The organism is Streptomyces sp. NPDC127190, assembly GCF_042672505.1.
GTDB lineage: Bacteria > Actinomycetota > Actinomycetes > Streptomycetales > Streptomycetaceae > Streptomyces.
On sequence record NZ_JBHXVE010000026.1, the window covers coordinates 20,232 to 41,304 of the forward strand.

Annotated in this window: 20 protein-coding genes; 16 read left to right on the forward strand and 4 right to left on the reverse strand. The window is 71.9% G+C overall.

The window, feature by feature from the left end:
- Positions 1 to 545: 545 nt before the first annotated feature.
- The 11 genes from ACFVIU_RS30770 (at position 546) to ACFVIU_RS30820 (ending at position 13,945) form a co-directional block, all read left to right on the forward strand.
- Positions 546 to 2,213 (forward strand): CTP synthase, encoded by a 1,668-nt coding sequence (locus tag ACFVIU_RS30770; protein WP_385846607.1) that lies wholly within the window; start codon positions 546 to 548, stop codon positions 2,211 to 2,213.
- Between the two features lie 84 nt (positions 2,214 to 2,297).
- A complete protein-coding gene (locus ACFVIU_RS30775) occupies positions 2,298 to 2,924 on the forward strand; it encodes an NUDIX domain-containing protein (protein ID WP_385846506.1) in 627 nt (208 codons plus the stop codon).
- Between the two features lie 164 nt (positions 2,925 to 3,088).
- Positions 3,089 to 5,155 (forward strand): tetratricopeptide repeat protein, encoded by a 2,067-nt coding sequence (locus ACFVIU_RS30780; RefSeq protein WP_385846507.1) that lies wholly within the window; start codon positions 3,089 to 3,091, stop codon positions 5,153 to 5,155.
- Between the two features lie 149 nt (positions 5,156 to 5,304).
- Positions 5,305 to 6,420, forward strand: a complete 1,116-nt coding sequence (gene ald / locus ACFVIU_RS30785) for an alanine dehydrogenase (RefSeq protein WP_385846608.1) — start codon at positions 5,305 to 5,307, stop codon at positions 6,418 to 6,420.
- A gap of 426 nt (positions 6,421 to 6,846) precedes the next feature.
- Positions 6,847 to 7,980 carry a ParA family protein gene (locus ACFVIU_RS30790; protein WP_385846508.1) on the forward strand — a complete coding sequence of 378 codons (1,134 nt, stop codon included), beginning with the start codon at positions 6,847 to 6,849 and terminating at the stop codon, positions 7,978 to 7,980.
- The gene (locus tag ACFVIU_RS30795; protein ID WP_385846509.1) at positions 7,965 to 8,513 is read left to right on the forward strand and encodes a hypothetical protein; all 549 of its coding nucleotides are present in this window, start codon (positions 7,965 to 7,967) and stop codon (positions 8,511 to 8,513) included. Before ACFVIU_RS30790 ends, ACFVIU_RS30795 begins: the two co-directional genes overlap by 16 nt.
- 858 nt (positions 8,514 to 9,371) lie before the next feature.
- Positions 9,372 to 10,349, forward strand: coding sequence for a segregation and condensation protein A (locus ACFVIU_RS30800; protein WP_385846609.1), 978 nt, complete (start codon positions 9,372 to 9,374; stop codon positions 10,347 to 10,349).
- On the forward strand, positions 10,346 to 10,996 hold the full coding sequence (gene scpB / locus ACFVIU_RS30805; RefSeq protein ID WP_385846510.1) for an SMC-Scp complex subunit ScpB: 651 nt from the start codon (positions 10,346 to 10,348) through the stop codon (positions 10,994 to 10,996). The genes ACFVIU_RS30800 and scpB overlap by 4 nt, the downstream gene beginning before the upstream one ends.
- Complete coding sequence (locus ACFVIU_RS30810) at positions 10,996 to 12,117, forward strand: pseudouridine synthase (protein WP_385846511.1); 1,122 nt, start codon at positions 10,996 to 10,998, stop codon at positions 12,115 to 12,117. The genes scpB and ACFVIU_RS30810 overlap by 1 nt, the downstream gene beginning before the upstream one ends.
- A gap of 54 nt (positions 12,118 to 12,171) precedes the next feature.
- The gene (locus ACFVIU_RS30815; RefSeq protein WP_385846512.1) at positions 12,172 to 13,191 is read left to right on the forward strand and encodes an ADP-ribosylglycohydrolase family protein; all 1,020 of its coding nucleotides are present in this window, start codon (positions 12,172 to 12,174) and stop codon (positions 13,189 to 13,191) included.
- A 4-nt stretch (positions 13,192 to 13,195) separates the two neighbouring features.
- A complete protein-coding gene (locus ACFVIU_RS30820) occupies positions 13,196 to 13,945 on the forward strand; it encodes a DNA polymerase beta superfamily protein (RefSeq protein ID WP_385846513.1) in 750 nt (249 codons plus the stop codon).
- Here ACFVIU_RS30820 and ACFVIU_RS30825 read toward each other — a convergent pair.
- Both ACFVIU_RS30825 and ACFVIU_RS30830 read right to left on the reverse strand, forming a co-directional pair.
- Positions 13,871 to 14,623 carry a DNA polymerase beta superfamily protein gene (locus ACFVIU_RS30825; protein ID WP_385846514.1) on the reverse strand — a complete coding sequence of 251 codons (753 nt, stop codon included), beginning with the start codon at positions 14,621 to 14,623 and terminating at the stop codon, positions 13,871 to 13,873. The two genes, ACFVIU_RS30820 and ACFVIU_RS30825, sit on opposite strands and share 75 nt — an antisense overlap.
- A gap of 22 nt (positions 14,624 to 14,645) precedes the next feature.
- Positions 14,646 to 15,065 (reverse strand): Rieske (2Fe-2S) protein, encoded by a 420-nt coding sequence (locus tag ACFVIU_RS30830; protein WP_385846515.1) that lies wholly within the window; start codon positions 15,063 to 15,065, stop codon positions 14,646 to 14,648.
- Positions 15,066 to 15,211: 146 nt separating this feature from the next.
- Here ACFVIU_RS30830 and aroH point away from each other — a divergent pair, with 146 nt between their 5' ends.
- The 5 genes from aroH to der all read left to right on the forward strand — a co-directional run bounded on the left by aroH (position 15,212) and on the right by der (position 19,660).
- Positions 15,212 to 15,574 carry a chorismate mutase gene (gene aroH, locus ACFVIU_RS30835; RefSeq protein ID WP_385846517.1) on the forward strand — a complete coding sequence of 121 codons (363 nt, stop codon included), beginning with the start codon at positions 15,212 to 15,214 and terminating at the stop codon, positions 15,572 to 15,574.
- Entirely contained in the window at positions 15,571 to 16,656 is a 1,086-nt protein-coding gene (locus ACFVIU_RS30840; RefSeq protein ID WP_385846518.1) for a prephenate dehydrogenase, read from the forward strand. Before aroH ends, ACFVIU_RS30840 begins: the two co-directional genes overlap by 4 nt.
- Before the next feature lie 118 nt (positions 16,657 to 16,774).
- Positions 16,775 to 17,470, forward strand: coding sequence for a (d)CMP kinase (cmk, locus tag ACFVIU_RS30845; protein ID WP_385846519.1), 696 nt, complete (start codon positions 16,775 to 16,777; stop codon positions 17,468 to 17,470).
- A complete protein-coding gene (locus tag ACFVIU_RS30850; RefSeq protein ID WP_385846521.1) occupies positions 17,428 to 18,111 on the forward strand; it encodes a lysophospholipid acyltransferase family protein in 684 nt (227 codons plus the stop codon). Before cmk ends, ACFVIU_RS30850 begins: the two co-directional genes overlap by 43 nt.
- A gap of 73 nt (positions 18,112 to 18,184) precedes the next feature.
- Positions 18,185 to 19,660, forward strand: coding sequence for a ribosome biogenesis GTPase Der (der, locus tag ACFVIU_RS30855; RefSeq protein WP_385846522.1), 1,476 nt, complete (start codon positions 18,185 to 18,187; stop codon positions 19,658 to 19,660).
- Between the two features lie 60 nt (positions 19,661 to 19,720).
- Here the strand turns inward: der and ACFVIU_RS30860 are convergent, their stop codons facing one another.
- Both ACFVIU_RS30860 and ACFVIU_RS30865 read right to left on the reverse strand, forming a co-directional pair.
- Positions 19,721 to 20,128: a hypothetical protein gene (locus tag ACFVIU_RS30860; protein ID WP_385846523.1), complete on the reverse strand. Its 408-nt coding sequence runs from the start codon at positions 20,126 to 20,128 to the stop codon at positions 19,721 to 19,723.
- A gap of 55 nt (positions 20,129 to 20,183) precedes the next feature.
- Entirely contained in the window at positions 20,184 to 20,966 is a 783-nt protein-coding gene (locus tag ACFVIU_RS30865; protein ID WP_385846524.1) for a hypothetical protein, read from the reverse strand.
- Positions 20,967 to 21,073: the final 107 nt, after the last annotated feature.

The following is a 21,073-nucleotide window of genomic DNA, read 5'->3' on the forward strand; positions in this document are numbered from 1 at the left end:
CACACCCCCGCGCAGGGGGCTGTCGCTAGTGCGGTCAAGGGTTCGTTGTTGTGCGTCGTTGAGCGGTGAAGCAAAGCAGCCCGCCGAGCCCTGAGGCAACACGACAGTCTTAGCTCAACGAACTGCCGCGCTCTCGTTGTTCCGGTTGATGCTGGCGGGGGTGTGCCGTCGTTCCGGCCGGGCTCGGCAGCGAGTGTCCGAGCAGGATACGACGCACGTAGATGATCTGCGTGCCGCTCCGGACAACCCGTGTGGGCCGAATGAGTGACCAACGGGTGATGACCGTGTGACAGGCGCGAGCCTGTGGTGACACGTGTGGCGTGTGACGAACGAGGGTCGCAGGTGACGGCCCCGGCCTGACCACCCCGTGCCCGCCCGGCTGCGGAGCGTGGCCGGAAGCCATCTCCTCCAGGCGCTGATACCCTGGTAGCCCGTGGACCGGTGGGACTGAAACCCCCGAACCGCAGCGACGGCGCCCCCGGAAATCTCCGGACCGGAAGCCGCACCGCACGACAGATAGCGACCACGGGAGCCCCCTCTTGGCCATGCCGCCCGCTGCTTTTCGAAACAGCACAGCCACGACGACCAAGCACATCTTCGTCACCGGGGGTGTCGCCTCCTCGCTCGGCAAGGGTCTGACGGCCTCCAGCCTGGGCATGCTGCTCAAGGCACGGGGTCTGCGCGTGGTGATGCAGAAGCTCGACCCGTACCTGAACGTCGACCCGGGCACGATGAACCCGTTCCAGCACGGTGAGGTGTTCGTCACCAACGACGGCGCCGAGACCGACCTGGACATCGGTCACTACGAGCGGTTCCTCGACCGTGACCTGGACGGTTCGGCGAACGTCACCACCGGTCAGGTGTACTCCACCGTGATCGCCAAGGAGCGCCGGGGCGAGTACCTGGGCGACACGGTGCAGGTGATCCCGCACATCACCAACGAGATCAAGCACCGCATCCGGCGGATGGCCACCGACGAGGTCGACGTGGTCATCACCGAGGTCGGCGGCACGGTCGGCGACATCGAGTCGCTGCCGTTCCTGGAGACCGTCCGCCAGGTCCGGCACGAGGTCGGCCGGGACAACGTCTTCGTCGTGCACATCTCGCTGCTGCCCTACATCGGTCCCTCGGGCGAGCTGAAGACCAAGCCGACCCAGCACTCGGTGGCGGCGCTGCGCAACATCGGTATCCAGCCGGACGCGATCGTGCTGCGCTGCGACCGCGAGGTGCCGACCGCGATCAAGCGGAAGATCTCGCTGATGTGCGACGTGGACGAGGCGGCCGTGGTGGCCTGCCCGGACGCCCGCTCCATCTACGACATCCCCAAGGTCGTGCACGCCGAGGGCCTGGACGCCTACGTGGTGCGCAAGCTCGACCTGCCGTTCCGTGACGTGGACTGGACGACCTGGGACGACCTGCTGGACCGGGTCCACAACCCCGACCACGAGATCACCCTCGCCCTGGTCGGCAAGTACATCGACCTGCCCGACGCCTACCTGTCGGTGACCGAGGCGCTGCGCGCCGGCGGCTTCGCCAACCGTGCCCGGGTCAAGATCAAGTGGGTGACCTCCGACGACTGCAAGACCCCGGCCGGCGCGAAGGCGCAGCTGGCGGACGTCGACGGCATCTGCATCCCGGGCGGCTTCGGCGACCGCGGTGTGCTCGGCAAGGTCGGCGCCATCCGCTACGCCCGGGAGAACAAGATCCCGCTGCTGGGCCTGTGCCTGGGCCTCCAGTGCATCGTGATCGAGGCGGCGCGCAACCTGGCGGGTATCGCGGACGCGAACTCCACCGAGTTCGACCCCGCCACCGCGCACCCGGTGATCTCCACGATGGCCGAGCAGCTGGACATCGTCGCCGGTGAGGGCGACATGGGCGGCACCATGCGGCTGGGCATGTACCCGGCGAAGCTGGCCGAGGGCTCGATCGTGCGCGAGGTGTACGACGGCAAGGAGTACATCGAGGAGCGCCACCGCCACCGCTACGAGGTGAACAACGCCTACCGCGCGGAGCTGGAGAAGAAGGCCGGCATCCAGTTCTCGGGCACCTCCCCGGACGGCAAGCTGGTGGAGTACGTGGAGTACCCGCGTGAGGTCCACCCCTACCTGGTCGCGACCCAGGCCCACCCCGAGCTGCGCTCGCGGCCGACCCGCCCGCACCCGCTCTTCGCCGGCCTGGTGAAGGCCGCGGTCGAGCGGAAGACGTCGAAGTAACACATCAGTTGTACGGTGGCCGGGGTGCGTACCTCTCAGTAGGGAGCACCCCGGCTTTCGTATGTGCACGTGGGAGGACAGGGCATGACGATCAAGGACACCCCGGAGGAGTGGGAGACCCGGAACACGGAGACCCCCTTCGTGGGCAACAAGACCTCGGTCCGGACGGACGAGGTGGTCATGCCCGACGGCTCGGTGGTCCGCCGCGACTACCAGGTCCACCCGGGCTCGGTGGCCGTGCTCGCCCTGGACGAGGAGGACCGGGTGCTGCTGATCAAGCAGTACCGCCACCCGGTGCGGCAGAAGCTGTGGGAGATCCCGGCCGGGCTGCTCGACGTGCCCGGCGAGAACCCGCTGCACGCCGCGCAGCGCGAGCTGTACGAGGAGGCGCACGCCAAGGCCGAGGACTGGCGGGTGCTGACCGACGTGTACACCACCCCGGGCGGCTGCGACGAGGCCGTACGGATCTTCCTCGCCCGTGACCTGTCCGAGGCCGACGGCGAGCGCTTCGCGACGGAGCACGAGGAGACCGACATGGAGCACGCGCGCGTGCCGGTCGACGAGCTGGTGCGCCGGGTCCTCGCCGGTGATGTGCACAACAACTGCCTCGTCGTCGGCGTCCTCTCCCTGGCGGCCGCCCGCGCCGGTGACGGCCTGGACGCGCTGCGCCCGGCCGACGCCCCCTGGCCCGCCCGCCCCTTCACGGCCTGAGCCCTCACCCGCCCGGCGCACGTGTATGACCATCGCCTGATCCGATCGGGCGATGTGTCCGCTGTGCTCCTCAGGGAACGTCGCAGAGCGTGAACTAGGCTCTGGAAAGCCCGTACCGGAAGATCCGGCGGGCTTGCGCGTGCGGTGGGACGGGAGTGTGGCCCGTGACGGATCAGGTGGTGGACACAGGCGACGTACGGCTGTCGGCGTCCGGGGCCGCGGAGGGTCATTTCCTGGGCCGGACACGGGAGTTGAAGGAGCTGCGCGCCGACATCGAGCGCGCGGGCCTGGACACCCTGTCCGGCCGCAAGGCGCCCCGCGCACGGGTGCTGCTCATCGCGGGCCGGCCCGGCTCCGGCCGGACCGCCCTCGCCGGGGAACTCGTCCGGCAGGTCGCCGGCCGCTACCCGGACGGGGTGCTGCGGGCCCGGCTCAGCGAGCCCGACGGCACCCCGGTGCCGGTCGAGCGGGCCGCCCGCGACCTGCTCGCCGCGCTGGACGTGCCGGCCCCCGCCGGAGCCGCCGAGGACGAGCTGACCGCGGCGCTGCGCACCGCGCTGACCGGCCGGCGGGTCCTGCTCCTGCTGGACGACGCGGCCGGCGCCGACCAGGTCGACGCCCTGCTCCCGGACGCCCCCGACTGCCTGGTGGTGGCCGTCTCCAGCGGCCCGCTCACCGGCATCGCCGACGTCCGCCCGTGCACCCTGGGCGGGCTGGACACCAAGTCCGCGGTGGAACTGCTCACCCGCTTCACCGGCTCCGTCCGGATCACCGTCGACCCGCGCTCGGCGGAGAGCCTGGCCGAGGCCTGCCACGGCCACCCGGCCGCCCTCGTCCTGGCCGGCGGCTGGCTCGCCGCCCGCCCCCAGGCCGCCGTCTCCGACCTCGCCAAGCGGCTGCACGCGGACACCGAGGCGGGGGCCGACGGCACCCCGCTGGCCCGTGTCTTCCGTCTGGTGCACGACGAGCTGCCCGGCCCGGCCGCCCGGATACTGCGCCTGCTCTCCCTCGCCCCGGCCGGCCTGGTCGACCCGCACACCGCCGCCGCGCTGGCCGGCTGCTCGGTCGAGGCCGCGCACGCCACCCTGGACGACTTCGTCGGCCTCGGCCTGCTGCACGCCGTGGACTCCCCACTGCCCCAGTACGGCATCCCGGGCTGTCTGCACCCCCTGCTGCGCGCCCTCGCCGGCAGCCGGGAACGCCCGGCGGAGCTCCAGCTGGCCCGGGCCCGGATGCTGGAGCGGACGGTACGGCTGCTCCAGTCCTGCCGGGCGATCACCGAGACGGACAGCCCGCAGTTCCGCGAGAAGCTGCTGGCCATGCAGCCGGCGGTGCGCTTCCCGACCCCCCGCGCGGCCGCCGAATGGCTGCGGGTGCGCCGCCCGGCCCTGCTGGCCTCCGCGCGCCTCGCGGTGGCCGACGGCGAGCTGGACACCCTCGCCCGACGGCTGCTGTCGCAGCTGGTCAGGGCCTTGGTGGCGCATGTCGGCACGCAGGCCGCCGCGCCCGACCTGTACGGCGTCCACGGCCTTGTCCTCGATGTCGCCGAGCGGCGCGGACTGGCCCGGGAGAAGGCCGCGGCCCTGCTGAACCTGGGCGATCTGGACGCGCAGACCGGCCGCACCCGGGAGGCGCTGGCCCGCTACCGGTCCGCCCTGGACGCCGGACGGCAGGCGAACGACCCGTACGCCACCGGCCGCGCGATGGAATCCGTAGGCGGCGCCCATCTGGAGCTGGGGGACTACGACCGGGCCGCCGACTGGTTCGGGCGCGCGCTGTCCGACCGGCTGGCCCGGGGCGAGCGCGCGGAGGCCGCCCGGCTGTACGGCCGGATCGCCACCGCGCACACCTACGCGGGCCGGTACGGCGAGGCCGTACGGAACTGGCGGGCGGCCGCCGCGGGCTACCGCAAGAGCGGCGATGTCGCCGCCCACGCGCGGGCGTTGAGCGAGATCGCCCGGGTCCAGGAGTACGCGGGACGGCCCGAGGAGTCGCTGCGCACCTGCCAGGAGGCGGTGGAATGGGCCCGGCAGGCGGAGGACGTCCGGTTGCAGGCCGCGCTCCAGCTGCGGCTGGCCGCCGTCCTGGAGCACCTCGGCGACCCCGCGGCCGCCCGACTGCACCGCGCGGCGGCCGAGCGCATGCTGGAGGAGGAGGCGCCGGAAACGGGTGAACCCCTGGATCAGAGCGGAATCGCCTGCGAAATCCGCAGTCCATCCAGTGAAGATTGATGCAATGAAAGGCTAGACAGCCAGAACACCTTCATTAAACTGGCTCTGCCGCACGTTCTCCTGCGGTGTCTCCCGGTGTGCCCCCGCATGCCTGGGTATGTCATGCAATGACACCCCCCATACCCTCTGAGCCAAGGACCGTGATCGACGTGAAGGTCGGCATCCCCCGCGAGGTCAAGAACAACGAGTTCCGGGTGGCCATCACCCCCGCCGGTGTGCACGAGCTGGTGCGCAACGGTCACCAGGTCGTCATCGAGCGGGGCGCCGGCCTCGGCTCCTCGATCACGGACCAGGAGTACGTCTCCGCCGGCGCCGCGATCCTCGACACCGCCGACGAGGTCTGGGCCGCCGCCGACCTGCTGCTGAAGGTCAAGGAGCCCATCGCCGAGGAGTACCACCGCCTCCGCAAGGACCAGATCCTCTTCACCTACCTGCACCTGGCCGCCTCCAAGGAGTGCACGGACGCGCTGCTGGCGTCCGGCACCACCGCGATCGCCTACGAGACCGTCGAGCTGCCGAGCCGCGCGCTGCCGCTGCTCGCCCCGATGTCCGAGGTCGCGGGCCGGCTGGCCCCGCAGGTCGGCGCCTACCACCTGATGCGCGCGGCCGGCGGCCGTGGCGTGCTGCCCGGCGGTGTCCCGGGCGTGACCCCGGCCAAGGCCGTGGTCATCGGCGGCGGTGTCTCCGGCTGGAACGCCACCCAGGTCGCCGTCGGCATGGGCTTCGACGTCACCCTGCTCGACCGTGACATCAACAAGCTGCGCGAGGCCGACAAGATCTTCGGTACGAAGGTCAAGGCGATCATGTCCAACTCCTTCGAGCTGGAGAAGGCCGTCCTCGAGGCCGACCTCGTCATCGGCGCGGTCCTCATCCCGGGCGCCAAGGCCCCGAAGCTGGTCACCAACGAGCTGGTGGCCCGTATGAAGCCGGGAAGTGTCCTTGTCGACATCGCGATCGACCAGGGCGGCTGCTTCGAGGACTCCCGTCCCACCACGCACGCCGAGCCGACCTTCCAGGTCCACAACTCGGTCTTCTACTGCGTCGCCAACATGCCGGGCGCCGTGCCGAACACCTCCACCAACGCCCTCACCAACGCGACGCTGCCGTACATCGTCTCGCTCGCCAACAACGGCTGGGTGGAGGCGCTGCGCCGCGACGCCGCGCTCGCCAAGGGCCTCAACACCCATGACGGCAAGGTCGTTTACAAGGAGGTCGCCGAGGCCCACGGCCTGGAGCACGTCGAGCTGGAGACGCTGCTCGGCTGACCCGGTCGACCACCGCCCTGACCTGGTGAGTCGCTAAGTCACCAGCAGGCAAAAGGCGATTCGTCAACACGTCTCGTCAACCGCGCGCATCCGGCCGGACCTTGCCCGACAAGGTCCGGCCGGATGTGTGTATGGTCACTTTGCGGCTCTCGGTCAACTCGCCTCGAACGTAACCCTTCGACCGATTCGCACACCGGTGAAACCTGCTGTGCGACGGCCGTACGCCCTTGACAGCGGGATGTTTCATTGCCGACACATCCGGCCGGGTCCGGCGGATTGTGTTGCTGCGGACCGCCGACACGCCATAGAGTCGCCAACCGTCGGCATGGTGCCACGCTGACCTTGTCTAGAAGTTTCCTGGTCACCAAGGAGGTAAGACGACTTGTGAATGAGTCGACATTTTCTCCCGGGGGTGGTCAACCAGGAATGCCTGCACGGGGCCAGGGCCCCGCGGGATTCGAGGCTGTCGGCTCCGTCGCTGTGCGCACCTTCGCAGCCCACCAGAGTCCGGGAACCCAGACCGCCCGGACAGCACACCAGAGCATGGATGGCCATCACGTGAACGCCATGGCCGGCGACGGAAGTGGCGCGCCCCACAACCACTTCGCCGACTACGACGAACTGCCCGAGGGGCACTTCTACGACCCCGACGCCGAGTACGAGCCCGATCCGGAGTACGCGGCCACGCTCGCGCCCGACGCGGCCCGCCAGCGCCGCGAGCGCATCGGCCCGACCGGGCGCCCGCTGCCGTACTTCCCGATCCCGGGCCCGCTGACCGACCACGGACCCGCGAAGATCATCGCGATGTGCAACCAGAAGGGCGGCGTCGGCAAGACGACGTCGACCATCAACCTGGGTGCCGCGCTCGCGGAGTACGGCCGGCGCGTGCTGCTCGTGGACTTCGACCCGCAGGGCGCGCTGTCGGTGGGTCTCGGTGTCAACCCCATGGAACTCGACCTGACGGTCTACAACCTGCTCATGGAGCGGGGCATGTCCGCGGACGAGGTCCTGCTGAAGACCGCGGTCCCCAACATGGACCTGCTGCCCTCCAACATCGACCTGTCGGCCGCCGAGGTCCAGCTGGTCTCCGAGGTCGCGCGCGAGTCCACGCTCCAGCGCGCCCTGAAGCCGCTGCTGCCGGACTACGACTACATCGTGATCGACTGTCAGCCCTCGCTCGGCCTGCTCACGGTCAACGCGCTGACGGCCGCCCACAAGGTCATCGTGCCGCTCGAGTGCGAGTTCTTCGCGCTGCGCGGTGTCGCGTTGCTGACCGAGACCATCGAGAAGGTCCAGGAGCGGCTCAACCCCGAGCTGGAACTGGACGGCATCCTCGCCACGATGTACGACTCGCGCACGGTCCACAGCCGTGAGGTGCTGGCCCGTGTGGTCGAGGCGTTCGACGACCACGTCTACCACACGGTCATCGGGCGCACGGTCCGCTTCCCGGAGACCACGGTCGCCGGTGAGCCGATCACCACCTACGCCTCCAACTCCGTCGGTGCCGCCGCCTACCGCCAGCTCGCCAGGGAGGTGCTCGCCCGGTGTCACGCCGAGTGAGTCTGCCGGGGGCCGACGAACTCTTCCGTACCACAGGGGGGATGGCGCTCCAGCCGTCGGCTCCACGGCGCTCGGCCGGTGAGGCCCGGGTGCCGGCTCCCGCCGGGGAGAGCGACGACATGGCCGGCGCCGAGGACGTACCGCCGTCGGTGCCCGTGCAGGGTGGCGACGGAGAGGGCGCGGAGCATGTCGCCGCGGAGGCCGGGCCGGACGGGACCGGCGAGTCCCGCACCCGGCCGGCGCGCCGGCAGTCGGCGCAGGAAGGTTCAGCCGCCGCCGCGCCGCAGCGCAAGCGGGGCCGGGCGGCGGCCCGCCGGCCCAGCGGACGGGAACGGCACGACGAGAAGATCACCGTGTATGTCTCCGCCGAGGAGCTGATGGATCTGGAGCACGCCCGGCTCGTGCTCCGCGGCGAGCACGGGCTCGCCGTCGACCGCGGGCGGATCGTCCGCGAGGCGGTGGCCGTGGTCCTGGCCGACCTGGAGTCCCGTGGGGACGCGAGCATCCTCGTACGCCGGCTGCGGGGGCGGTAGGGGTAGCCTGCGAGGTCTATGACCTCGAACGACGCTCCCGCCCCCGGCCCCGCCGCCGGCCGCCGACGCGCGCTGGGGCGTGGGCCGGGGGGTCGAGCCGTACCCGGTGACCCACCGGCCGAGACTCCCGAGGCCACAGCCCCCGAAGAGCCGGTCCGGCCCGAGGAGCCGGTTGCGCCCGGGTGGCCGACGGCGCCCGAAGAAGCGGTCGTGCCCGGAGTGCCGGTGGCGTCTGGTGAAGCCGTCGCGCCGGAGGGGGCGGCCGCATCCGGAGAGCTGGTCCTGCCGGAGGAGCCGGTTGTGCCGGGGTGGTCGACGGCGCCCGAGGAAGCGGTCGTGCCCGGAGTGCTGGTGAGGTCTGGTGAAGCCGCCGCGCCGGAGGGGTCGGCCGCGGCCGGAGAGCTGGTCCTGCCGGAGGAGCCGGTTGTGCCCGGGTGGTCGACGGCGCCCGAGGAAGTGGTCGTGCTCGGAGTGCCGGTGGCGTCTGGTGAAGCCGCCGCGCTGGAGGGGGCGGCCGCATCCGGAGAGCTGGTCCTGCCGGAGGAGCCGGTTGTGCCGGGGTGGTCGACGGCGCCCGAGGAAGTGGTCGTGCTCGGAGTGCTGGTGAGGTCTGGTGAAGCCGCCGCGCTGGAGGGGGCGGCCGCGGCCGGAGAGCTGGTCCTGCCGGAGGAGCCGGTTGTGCCGGGGTGGTCGACGGCGCCCGAGGAAGCGGTCGTGCCCGGAGTGCCGGTGGCGTCCGGTGAAGCCGTCGCGCCGGATACCTCGCCCGCGTCCGGAGAGCCCGCCGCGCTGGAGGGGGCGGCCGCGGCCGGAGGGCCGGTCCTGCCCGAAGAGCCGGTCGCGCCCGGAGAGCCGCTCGTGCCCGGAGTGCCGGCCGCGGCCGGAGGAGCCGCCGCGCGGGGGGAGTCGGGCGCATCCGGAGAGCCGGCCGCACCTGGAGAAGCCGCCGTACCCGAGGAGGCCCGGGACGGGGTTTTCAAGGTTCGGCTTGCCAACTTCGAGGGGCCTTTCGACCTGCTCCTCCAGTTGATCTCCAAGCACAAGCTGGACGTCACCGAGGTCGCCCTGTCCAAGGTCACCGACGAGTTCATGGCGCACATCCGGGCCATGGGGCCGGACTGGGACCTGGACCAGACGACCGAGTTCCTCGTCGTGGCGGCCACGCTGCTGGATCTGAAGGCGGCCCGGCTGCTGCCCGCCGCCGAGGTGGAGGACGAGGCCGACCTCGCCCTGCTGGAGGCCCGGGACCTGCTGTTCGCGCGGCTGTTGCAGTACCGCGCGTACAAACAGATCGCCGACATCTTCAACGCCCGCATCGAGGACGAGGCCCGGCGATACCCCCGTACCGTCGGTCTCGAACCCGAGCACGCCGAGCTGCTGCCCGAGGTGGTCATCAGCATCGGCCCCGAGGGCTTCGCGAAGCTCGCCGTCAAGGCGATGCAGCCCAGGCCCCGACCGCAGGTATACGTCGACCACATCCACGCCCCGCTGGTCAGCGTGCAGGAGCAGGCCCGGATCGTGGTGGCCCGGCTGCGCGAGCTGGGCGAGGCGGGCTTTCGCGAGCTGATCGCGGACACCGAGGACACGCTGACGGTCGTGGCGCGGTTCCTCGCCCTGCTGGAGCTGTACCGGGAGAAGGCCGTGGCGCTGGAGCAGGAGGCCGCGCTCGGGGAGCTGACCGTGCGCTGGACGGGCGGGGACGGCGACACCGCCCCGATGGTCACCGACGAGTTCGACAGGCCGCCCAAGGAGCCCCAGGACGCTTCCGGCGGCCCGCGGGAGGCCACCGGCCCACGGGAGGTCGCCGGGGCCGGCGGGAAGGAGAGGAAGCCGTGAGCGAGACCACCGACGTCCCGGCCGGGCTGCGCGCGGTCGCCGGGCTGGACCTCAGGCCGGCCCTGGAAGCGGTCCTCATGGTCGTGGACGAACCCGCGACCGAGGAGCACCTGGCGCGGATCCTGGAGCGGCCGAGGCGCCTGGTCGCCGACGCGCTGCGGGAGCTGGCCGACGAGTACACCGCGCAGGGCCGCGGCTTCGAGCTGCGGTACGTCGCCGGAGGCTGGCGTTTCTACACGCGCGCGGAGTACGCCCCGGCCGTGGAGAAGCTGGTCCTGGACGGCCAGACCGCCCGGCTCACCCAGGCGGCGCTGGAGACCCTCGCGGTGGTCGCCTACCGCCAGCCGGTCAGCCGCAGCCGGGTCTCCGCCGTGCGCGGAGTCAACTGCGACGGTGTGATGCGCACCCTGCTCCAGCGCGGTCTGGTCGAGGAGGCGGGCGCGGAACCCGAAACAGGTGCGATCCTGTACAGGACGACGAACTACTTCCTGGAGCGGATGGGCCTGCGCGGCCTGGACGAGCTTCCGGAGCTCGCGCCCTTCCTCCCGGAGGCGGCGGCGATCGAGGCCGAGACACTGGAAGGGGTTCCGTCGTTCGATCCGGACGCTCCGGATTCCGAGGACGCAGACGACAAGACGGAACTTTGATGCGAAGCAGCAGCGGCAGGAACAGCAGCGGAAACAACGGCGGGAGCCGTGGTGGCAACAGCGGCGGCCGCGGCGGGAGCAGCGGTGGCCGCGGTAATTTCCGCGGCGCCGGTAACAACCGCGACGACAAGCAGGGCGGCCGGCCGAAGAAGCCCCGCCCGGAGGAGCGACGCTACGACGTGGGCCCCGGCGCCACCCAGGACGGCCCGAAGTCGGGGCGCGGCGCCTCGGCGCGCGGCGGCGCCAAGGGCGGCCCCAAGCAGGGCCAGGGCACGGGGCGCGGCCGTTCGGTCCCGGCGACCTCCCGTGAGTACGAGGCGCGCGCCGAGGAGCGCAACCGGGAGCGGTACGCGGGCAAGAAGGACGTCAAGCTGCCCAAGACCTTCCCGGGCGCCGAGCAGGAGGGCGAGCGGCTCCAGAAGGTCCTCGCGCGCGCGGGCTACGGCTCCCGGCGCGCCTGCGAGGAGCTGATCGACCAGGCCCGGGTCGAGATCAACGGCGAGATCGTGACCGAGCAGGGCCGCCGCGTCGACCCGGAGAAGGACGAGGTCAAGGTCGACGGGCTGACGGTCGCGACGCAGTCGTACCAGTTCTTCTCGCTGAACAAGCCCGCCGGTGTCGTCTCCACCATGGAGGACCCCGAGGGCCGGCAGTGCCTCGGTGACTACGTCACCAACCGGGAGACCCGGCTCTTCCACGTCGGCCGGCTGGACACCGAGACCGAGGGCGTCATCCTGCTCACCAACCACGGCGAGCTGGCGCACCGCCTCACGCACCCGAAGTACGGCGTGAAGAAGACCTACCTGGCGGCCATCGTCGGTCCGATCCCGCGGGACCTCGGCAAGCGTCTGAAGGACGGCATCCAGCTGGAGGACGGCTACGCGCGCGCGGACCACTTCCGGGTGGTCGAGCAGACCGGCAAGAACTACCTGGTCGAGGTGGTCCTGCACGAGGGCCGCAAGCACATCGTGCGCCGGATGCTGGCGGAGGCGGGCTTCCCCGTCGAGAAGCTGGTGCGCACCGCCTTCGGGCCGATCACCCTCGGCGACCAGAAGTCGGGCTGGCTGCGCCGCCTGTCCAACACCGAGGTCGGCATGCTGATGAAGGAAGTCGATCTCTAGAGCGGCTTGCGGGGGTTCACCATCCCCTTTATTGTCAGAGTGACGATAAAGGGGATGGTGAACCGCGTGTCGAAACAAGCCGCAACCGGAGCACTGCTCGGCCTCGCCCTCGGGGACGCCCTCGGCTACCCGACCGAGTTCCGTGACGTGCCCTCGATCCTCGCCACCTGGGGGCCCTGGCGGCGGATGGAGCTGCCGGCCCGGGCCCTGGTCTCCGACGACACGCAGATGACCCTCGCCCTCGGGCGCGCGCTCACCACGGCCATGGAGCGGGGCTATCTCGCGCCGAAGCGGCTGGAGCGTCCGCTGCGCGAGGAGTTCCTGGACTGGTACCACTCGCCGGAGAACAACCGGGCCCCGGGCAACACCTGCCTCACGGCGTGCAGCCTCCTCAAGGAGGAGGGCCGCCCCTGGCAGGACGCCAGCCGGCTCGGCTCCAAGGGCTGCGGCGCCAACATGCGCGTCGCCCCCATCGGCCTCGCCCCCGGCCTCGACGCCCACCAGCGCTCGGGCGCCGCCCAGTTGCAGGCCGCGCTCACCCACGGCCACCCCACCGCGCTGGCCGCCTCCGACCTCACCGCGCACGCCGTCCACCTGCTCGCGCAGGGCACCGACCCGACCGGGCTCGTCGGACGCCTGCGCTCCTACGCGCTCGACCACCGCACCCACTACGACCACACCTGGCTCGGCGACCTGTGGACCCGCTCCCAGGACCCCACCCCCGAGCACTTCGCCGCGCGCGGCTGGGACGAGTGCCTGGCGATCCTCGACCGGCTCCAGCAGGCCGTGCGGACCGTCTCCCCGGAGACCGACCCGTGCCTGGCCACCGGCGAGGGCTGGATCGCCGAGGAGGCGCTCGCCACCGGACTGCTGTGCTTCCTGCTCTTCCCCGACGAGCCCGTCACCGCCCTGCGCCGGGCCGCCTGCACCGCCGGCGACTCCGACTCCATCGCCTGCCTCACCGGCGCCTTCGCGGGCGCCTGGCTGGGCGCGGACGCCTGGCCGGCCGACTGGACCGGGCGGATCGAACACCGGGGCGACCTGTTGACCATGGGAGCGCTCTGGGACGCTTGATCCCATGATCGACGACCTCGACATCGACCTTGCGCCCGTGGTCGCCGAACAGCCCGACCCGCTGCTGTTCGCGACCGTCTCCGGAGCTCATCTGTACGGCTTCCCCTCGCAGGACTCCGACGTGGACCTGCGCGGCGTCCATCTGCTGCCCGCCGCGGACCTGGTGGGGCTGCGCGAGCCGGAGGAGACCCGCTCCCGGGCCTGGGTGCGCTACGGCCACGAACTGGACCTCGTCACCCACGACCTGCGCAAGTTCGTACGGCTCATGCTCCGCCGCAACGGCTATGTGCTGGAGCAGCTGCTCTCGCCCCTCGTCGTCCACACCGGCGACGCCCACCGCGAGCTGGCCGCCCTGGCACCCGGCGTCCTCACCAGCCACCACGCCCACCACTACCGCGGCTTCGCGGTGACCCAGTGGCGGCTGTTCGAGAAGACCGGCGAACTCAAGCCGCTGCTCTACACGTTCCGGGTGCTGCTCACCGGTATCCACCTGATGCGCAGCGGCGAGATCCAGGCCCATCTGCCCACGCTCCTGGACGAGCTGGACGCTCCCGGCTATCTGCCCGAGCTGATAGCCGCCAAGCGGGAACGCGAGCACGGCACGGCCGTGGTCGACCGCGCGCGCGTGGAGGCGGACGTGGAGCGGCTGCACACCGTGCTCGACACCGCGCAGACCGCCTCAGCCCTGCCCGACGCGCCCACCGCCCACGACGCCCTGCACGACTTCGTGGTCCGCCTGCGCCTCGCGGGCTGAGTCCCGGCGCACCCGGAACAGGAAGTCGGCCACGCGCGCGTGGTCCGGCTCCGCCGGCAGCGGGGTGCCGCGCAGGGCCTCCTCGGTCTCGGCCGCCAGCCGGGCCATCCGCGTCTCGACCTCCGCCCACGGCACCTCGCCCCGCTTCACCGCCAGCAGCGACTCGCGCCGGTCCCCGACATCGATCCGCAGCTCGCCGGTGCGCAGCAGATCCCGGGCGCTGAGCAGCAGGCGCAGCAGATGCATCGCGTGCTTCCAGCGCGGGGCGCCGGTCGTGCGCACGTCGGCGTCCAGCTTGCGGCGCTGGCCGAGGGCGTACCGGGTGAAGGTGTCGTGGGCCCGGCGGGACAGGAAGGCGCCGCGCAGCGCCAGCAGCTCCCGGCCGGTGGCGTCCACGTGCTCCACCAGCGGGGAGTGCAGGCACTCCAGGATGTTCGGGTTGCCGCGCAGCGCCAGCTCGCAGAACCGCTCCAGCTCCCAGGAGAACTGCTCCTCGCCCGGCCCCTCCACATGGGTCGGCGGCTTGTCGAACCGCCAGAACAGGGGAGTGGGGGCGAGGAACACGCCCCGCCGGTCGGTGTCGCTCGCCTCCGTCGCCAGGCCGAACGCCCGCGAGCCCATGACACAGGCGTAGATCGTGTGCTCCCGCACCAGGTCCTCGGGGTTCTCCGGCTGCATGCCCGGAGCGTACGCGGGCCCCTCACGCCAGGTGGATCGAATTTCCCTCCACCCTGATCGACTCCTTGGGGAGCGGCTCGGTCGCGGGCCCCTGGACCACCGAGCCGTCGGCGATGCGGTACTTGCTGCCGTGGCACGGGCACACGATCGTGCCGTTCGTGACCTGGGCCACCGTGCAGCCCATATGGGTGCAGACCGCCGAGAACGCCTTGAAGCGGCCCTTCGACGGCTGGGTGACCACCACCTTGCGGTCCTTGAAGATCTTGCCGCCGCCCTCCGGGATCTCGCTGGTCCGCGCCAGCGTCGGTCCGCTCTTCTGGCCGCCCGAGGCCGCGGGCGGCGCGGCGGACGAGTCGGTGTTCCCGCCGCATCCCGTGCAGCCCACCGCGAGCGCCGCCGCCCCTGTCGCCAGAACCGTGCGCCGTGTCGCACTCTGCGTCATGTCACCACTCCATACAGGCGTAACAAACCGGTCGAAAATGGACCTTCGTATCGTCTCAGCGGTCGGGCGGCGGACGCCCGGCCAGCGCGGGCTGACTACGCTGGACGGACCAAGAACCCATACGCATCGCAGCGAGGAGCAGCGCCGTGGCGGTACGAGCGGTCCGCGGGGCCGTCCAACTCGAGCGGGACGAGGCCGGACACATGGACGAGCAGGTCGGAGCCCTGCTCACCGCCATCCTGGAGCGGAACGGACTGACCGCCGACGACCTGATCAGCATCTGGTTCACGGCCACCCCCGACCTGCACAGCGACTTCCCGGCCGCCGCCGCCCGCAAGCTCGGCATCGTCGACGTCCCGCTGATCTGCGCCCAGGAACTCGACGTCCAGGGCGCCATGCCCCGCGTCGTCCGGGTCCTCGCCCACATCGAGTCGGACCGGCCCCGCGCCGACATCGCCCACGTCTACCTCGGCGCCGCGGCCGCCCTGCGCAAGGACATCGCCCAGTGAGAACCGCCCTCGTCATCGGAACCGGCCTGATCGGCACCTCCGCCGCCCTGGCCCTCGCCCAGCGCGGCGTCGTCGTCCATCTCGCCGACCACGACCCCGAGCAGGCCCGCACCGCGGCCGCGCTCGGCGCCGGCACCGACCAGGCCCCCGACGGCCCCGTCGACCTGGCGGTCGTCGCCGCCCCGCCCGCCCACGTCGCCCAGGTCCTCGCCGACGCCATGCGCCGGGGCGTCGCCCGCGGCTACCTCGACGTGGCCAGCGTCAAGGGCGGCCCGCGCCGGGAGCTGGAGGCGATGGGCCTCGACCTCACCGCCTACATCGGCACCCACCCCATGTCCGGCCGGGAGAAGTCCGGCCCGCTGGCCGCCACCGGCGACCTCTTCGAGGGCCGCCCCTGGGTGCTCACCCCGACCCGGGACACCGACACCGAGGTGCTGAACCTCGCCCTCGAACTGGTCTCGCACTGCCGGGCGGTACCGGTCGTCATGGACGCCGACGCCCACGACCGCGCGGTGGCGCTGGTCTCCCACATGCCCCACCTGGTCTCCAGCCTGGTCGCCGCCCGCCTGGAGCACGCCGAGGAGTCGGCCGTACGGCTGTGCGGGCAGGGCATCCGGGACGTGACCCGGATCGCCGCGTCCGACCCGCGCATGTGGATCGACATCCTCTCCGCCAACCCCGGCCCGGTCGCCGACCTGCTCGCCGACGTCGCCTCCGACCTGGACGAGACCGTCCAGGCGCTGCGCGCCCTGCAATCCTCCGACGAGGACAAGCGGCGCGTGGGCAGCACCGGCATCGAGGACGTGCTGCGCCGCGGGAACGCGGGCCAGGTCCGGGTACCCGGCAAGCACGGCAGCGCGCCGCGGGCGTACGAGACCGTCGTCGTGCTCATCGACGACCAGCCCGGCCAGCTGGCCCGCATCTTCGCGGACGCGGGACGGGCCGGCGTCAACATCGAGGACGTCCGCATCGAGCACGCCACCGGGCAGCAGGCCGGTCTGGTCCAGCTGTCGGTCGAGCCGGCGGCGGCCCAGGCGCTGGCCACCGCGCTGCGGGAGCGGGGCTGGGCGCTGCGGCAGTAGGCGGCCCGGGCCCGGGAGGCGGGCGTCCGTTCGGGTCACCCGGACCCAGTAACCTTGTGCGGGGCGCCCTCGCGTCCCGCACCCCGCCCACCACCCTTCACCAGGAAGGTGCCCACCCGTGGAAAACGGCGCCGCCCCGACCGCCAAGCCCGTGATCGTCGCCATCGACGGTCCCTCCGGCACGGGCAAGTCGAGCACGTCGAAGGCCGTGGCCGCGCAGCTCGGCCTGAGCTACCTGGACACCGGCGCCCAGTACCGGGCGATCACCTGGTGGATGGTGACCAACGGCATCGACCTGGAGGACCCGACCGCCATCGCGGCCGTCGCCGGCAAGCCGGAGATCGTCTCCGGCACCGACCCGGCCGCCCCGACCATCACGGTCGACGGCGTCGACGTGTCCGGCCCGATCCGCACCCAGGAGGTCACCTCCAAGGTGAGCGCGGTCAGCGCGGTGCCCGAGGTGCGCACCCGGATCACCGAGCTCCAGCGCTCCCTGGCCGCCTCCGCGGAGCACGGCATCGTGGTCGAGGGCCGCGACATCGGTACGACGGTGCTGCCCGACGCCGACCTCAAGATCTTCCTCACCGCCTCCGCGGAGGCCCGCGCCGCCCGCCGCAGCGGTGAGCTGAAGGGCGCCGACCTGCACGCCACCCGCGAGGCCCTGATCAAGCGGGACGCGGCCGACTCCAGCCGCAAGACCTCGCCGCTGGCCAAGGCCGACGACGCGGTCGAGGTGGACACCACCGAGCTCACCCTCGCCCAGGTCATCGAGTGCGTCGTCACCCTGGTCGAGGAGAAGCGGGCCGGGAAGTGAGCGTTCCGTCCGAGCGGGGCGCCGAGGTCGGGCGGCGCATCGGCGTCGGCCTGATGTACGGCCTGTGGAAGCCGCGGGTGTTCGGTGCCTGGAAGGTGCCGGCCACCGGCCCGTTGATCTTCGCGGTGAACCACTCCCACAACATCGACGGACCGATGGTCATGGGCGTGGCGCCCCGGCCCACGCACTTCCTGATCAAGAAGGAAGCCTTCGTCGGCCCGCTGGACCCCTTCCTGACCGGCATCGGCCAGCTGAAGGTGGACCGCGCCGCCGCCGACCGCACCGCGATCTCCCAGGCCCTGGGCGTGCTCCAGGCCGGGGGAGTGCTGGGCATCTTCCCGGAGGGCACCCGGGGCGAGGGCGACTTCGCCTCGCTGCGCGCCGGGCTCGCCTACTTCGCGGTGCGCGGCGGGGCGCCGATCGTGCCCGTCGCCGTCCTGGGAAGCTCCGAGCGGCGCGGACGGTTGATGAAGGGACTGCCCCCGCTGCGCTCCCGCGTCGACGTCGTCTTCGGCGACCCCTTCGAGGCGGGCGACGGCAGCGGACGGCGCACCCGCAAGGCCCTGGACGAGGCGACCGAGCGCGTCCAGAAGCAGCTCACCGGCCACCTGGAAAACGCCAGGCGCCTGACCGGGCGCTAGGCGACACTTGAGTAGTGGATCAGCTCCCCGGGCCGGTCCACCGATCACCACGAACGAACGAGGTACGGACTTCATGAACGACGACATCCAGCCCGAGGGCTCGCACGAGTACGAGCACGGGGCTCTCGGCGACGCCGAGTACGCGGAGTTCATGGAGCTCGCCGCGGAAGAGGGCTTCGACATCGAGGACGTCGAGGGCGCCATCGAGGCGGCGGGCCACGGTCCGCTGCCCGTGCTCGCCGTCGTCGGCCGCCCCAATGTCGGCAAGTCGACCCTGGTCAACCGGATGATCGGCCGCCGTGAGGCGGTGGTCGAGGACCGGCCGGGCGTCACCCGGGACCGTGTCACCTACGAGGCCGAGTGGGCCGGCCGCCGCTTCAAGGTGGTCGACACCGGCGGCTGGGAGCAGGACGTCCTCGGCATCGACGCCTCCGTCGCCGCCCAGGCCGAGTACGCCATCGAGGCGGCCGACGCGGTCGTCTTCGTGGTGGACGCCAAGGTCGGCGCCACCGACACCGACGAGGCGGTCGTACGGCTGCTGCGCAAGGCCGGCAAGCCGGTCGTGCTGTGCGCCAACAAGGTCGACGGCCCGAGCGGCGAGGCCGACGCCGCCTACCTGTGGAACCTGGGCCTCGGCGAGCCCCACCCGGTCTCGGCCCTGCACGGCCGCGGCACCGGCGACATGCTCGACGCCGTCCTGGAGGTGCTGCCGGACGCGCCCGAGCAGTCCTTCGGCACCGCGCTCGGCGGCCCGCGCCGTATCGCCCTCATCGGCCGCCCGAACGTCGGCAAGTCCTCCCTGCTCAACAAGGTGGCCGGCGAGGAGCGGGTCGTCGTCAACGAGCTGGCGGGCACCACCCGTGACCCGGTGGACGAGATCATCGAACTCGGCGGCAAGACCTGGAAGTTCGTGGACACCGCCGGTATCCGCAAGCGCGTCCACCTCCAGCAGGGCGCCGACTACTACGCCTCCCTGCGCACCGCCGCCGCCGTGGAGAAGGCCGAGGTCGCGGTCGTCCTGATCGACGCCTCCGAGAACATCTCCGTGCAGGACCAGCGGATCATCACCATGGCCGTCGAGGCGGGCCGCGCCCTGGTCATCGCCTACAACAAGTGGGACACCCTCGACGAGGAGCGCCGCTACTACCTGGAGCGGGAGATCGAGACCGAGCTGGGCCAGGTCACCTGGGCCCCGCGGGTGAACGTCTCGGCCCGCACCGGCCGCCACATGGAGAAGCTGGTCCCGGCGATCGAGACCGCCCTCGCCGGCTGGGAGACCCGCGTCCCCACCGGCCGCCTCAACGCCTTCCTCGGCGAGCTGGTCTCGGCCCACCCGCACCCGATCCGGGGCGGCAAGCAGCCGCGCATCCTGTTCGGCACCCAGGCCGGCACCAAGCCCCCGCGGTTCGTGCTCTTCGCCTCCGGCTTCATCGAGGCGGGCTACCGGCGCTTCATCGAGCGCCGGCTGCGCGAGGAGTTCGGCTTCGAGGGCACCCCGATCCACATCTCGGTGCGGGTGCGCGAGAAGCGCGGCCAGAAGAAGAAGTAGTCGCAAACGGCAGGAAGGGCGCCCCCTGGTCTCCAGAGGGCGCCCTTCGCCGTACCTCGGTCACACGCCCCGGCGCGGACCCGGCGGCAGCGCCGGGGCCGGGACGTAGTGCATCCCGGTGTCGTGCTGCTGTTGCCGTCCGACCGTGCCGACCCGCTGCCACTGCGACTGGGACTGCTGGCGGGCGCTGTAGGCCCCGGCGCTGTAGGCGCTGTACGAGCTGCTGAACGACCCCGCCCGGTGGCCGCCGTAGGAGCCCAGGGCGTCCGGGAGGGTCCCGAAGGCGCTGAACCTCAGCCCCTCCTCGCCGCTGCGGTCCCCCGGCAGCGTCCGGAAGGTCTTGACCCACTCCGCGTAGAGCGAGTCGTAGATCGGCGTGGCCGACGGCCCCCCGGAAGGCTCGTGAGCCATCCGGGCGGACGGGACGGAGGAGAAGGAGAGCCGGGGAGAAGTGTCGTATGCGTGCACGTATGTCCAAACGACAGCGCCCGGGAAGAGATACGGCTACCCGGGTGGGCGCGACTCAGGTGCCCGCGAGCGGCAGCGCCGCCGCCACCAGCTTCCCCTGCGCCGCAGCCTTGTCGAGAGCGGCCCGCAGCAGGTCCTCCCGCGGCTGCCGGCCGATCGCCCCGACCGGCGCCGCGAACATCAGCACCTGCTGGTGCTTGTTGGCGGCCGCCCGCCAGTTGTCGGCGACCTGGAGCGGCTGGTGCGCCTGCCACCAGGCGACCGGCTGGCCGCCGTTCTGGCCCGGTTGGAGGACGGCGTGCAGCTGGCCCACGGCCAGCAGCACCGACCAGCCGTGCAGCACCGGCGGCACGGTGGCCAGTTCGGTCACCGGCATGAAGCCCTGCTCGATGAGGAGCGGAAGGAAGTCGTCACCGGTCGCGCTGGAGCCGGGGCGCACGATGGCCGAGGTCGGCTCGACGACGAGCGCGGGGTGCAGCTCGCCCTCGATCAGCACCAGACCGCTGGTCACGCCGAGTACGGCCTGCTCGGGCACGGCCTTCTCGGGCTCGCTGTGGGTGGTGTCGCCGCCGATGGAGCGGACGGCGCCCTGGAGTTGCTCCTCGGTGACCTGGACGACCTGCGAGGGCAGGCAGCCGGCGTGGGCGAAGGCGAGGACGGCGGTCTCCTCGCCGACGAAGAGGACGGTGCTGGTGCGCTCCTGTTCGGAGTCGCCCGGGGTGCGACAGGACGTGCAGTCGTAACTGCCCGGGGCGTTCTCTCCGGCGAGCAGCCGGTCGGCTTCTTCGTCGCCGATCTCGGCGCGTACGGCGTCACTGACGTCGAGCATGCGCGGCACGGGTGGCTCCCTCGGGATGCGTGCTGGGTCGGCCGGGTGGCTCCCGGCCGATGAGCCCCGGGGTTCCGGGCTCATGAAGATGACAACGGGCGTCCTGTGGTGGGAGT

Excerpts from the sequence above, each read along its gene's own strand:
- ACFVIU_RS30770 (WP_385846607.1), top strand. The coding sequence starts at position 546 with ATGCCGCCCGCTGCTTTTCGAAACAGCACAGCCACGACGACCAAGCAC.
- ACFVIU_RS30775 (WP_385846506.1), top strand. The coding sequence starts at position 2,298 with ATGACGATCAAGGACACCCCGGAGGAGTGGGAGACCCGGAACACGGAG.
- ACFVIU_RS30790 (WP_385846508.1), top strand. The coding sequence starts at position 6,847 with ATGCCTGCACGGGGCCAGGGCCCCGCGGGATTCGAGGCTGTCGGCTCC.
- ACFVIU_RS30810 (WP_385846511.1), top strand. The coding sequence starts at position 10,996 with ATGCGAAGCAGCAGCGGCAGGAACAGCAGCGGAAACAACGGCGGGAGC.
- ACFVIU_RS30815 (WP_385846512.1), top strand. The coding sequence starts at position 12,172 with ATGGTGAACCGCGTGTCGAAACAAGCCGCAACCGGAGCACTGCTCGGC.
- ACFVIU_RS30820 (WP_385846513.1), top strand. The coding sequence starts at position 13,196 with ATGATCGACGACCTCGACATCGACCTTGCGCCCGTGGTCGCCGAACAG.
- ACFVIU_RS30825 (WP_385846514.1), bottom strand. The coding sequence starts at position 14,623 with ATGCAGCCGGAGAACCCCGAGGACCTGGTGCGGGAGCACACGATCTAC.
- ACFVIU_RS30830 (WP_385846515.1), bottom strand. The coding sequence starts at position 15,065 with ATGACGCAGAGTGCGACACGGCGCACGGTTCTGGCGACAGGGGCGGCG.
- der (WP_385846522.1), top strand. The coding sequence starts at position 18,185 with ATGAACGACGACATCCAGCCCGAGGGCTCGCACGAGTACGAGCACGGG.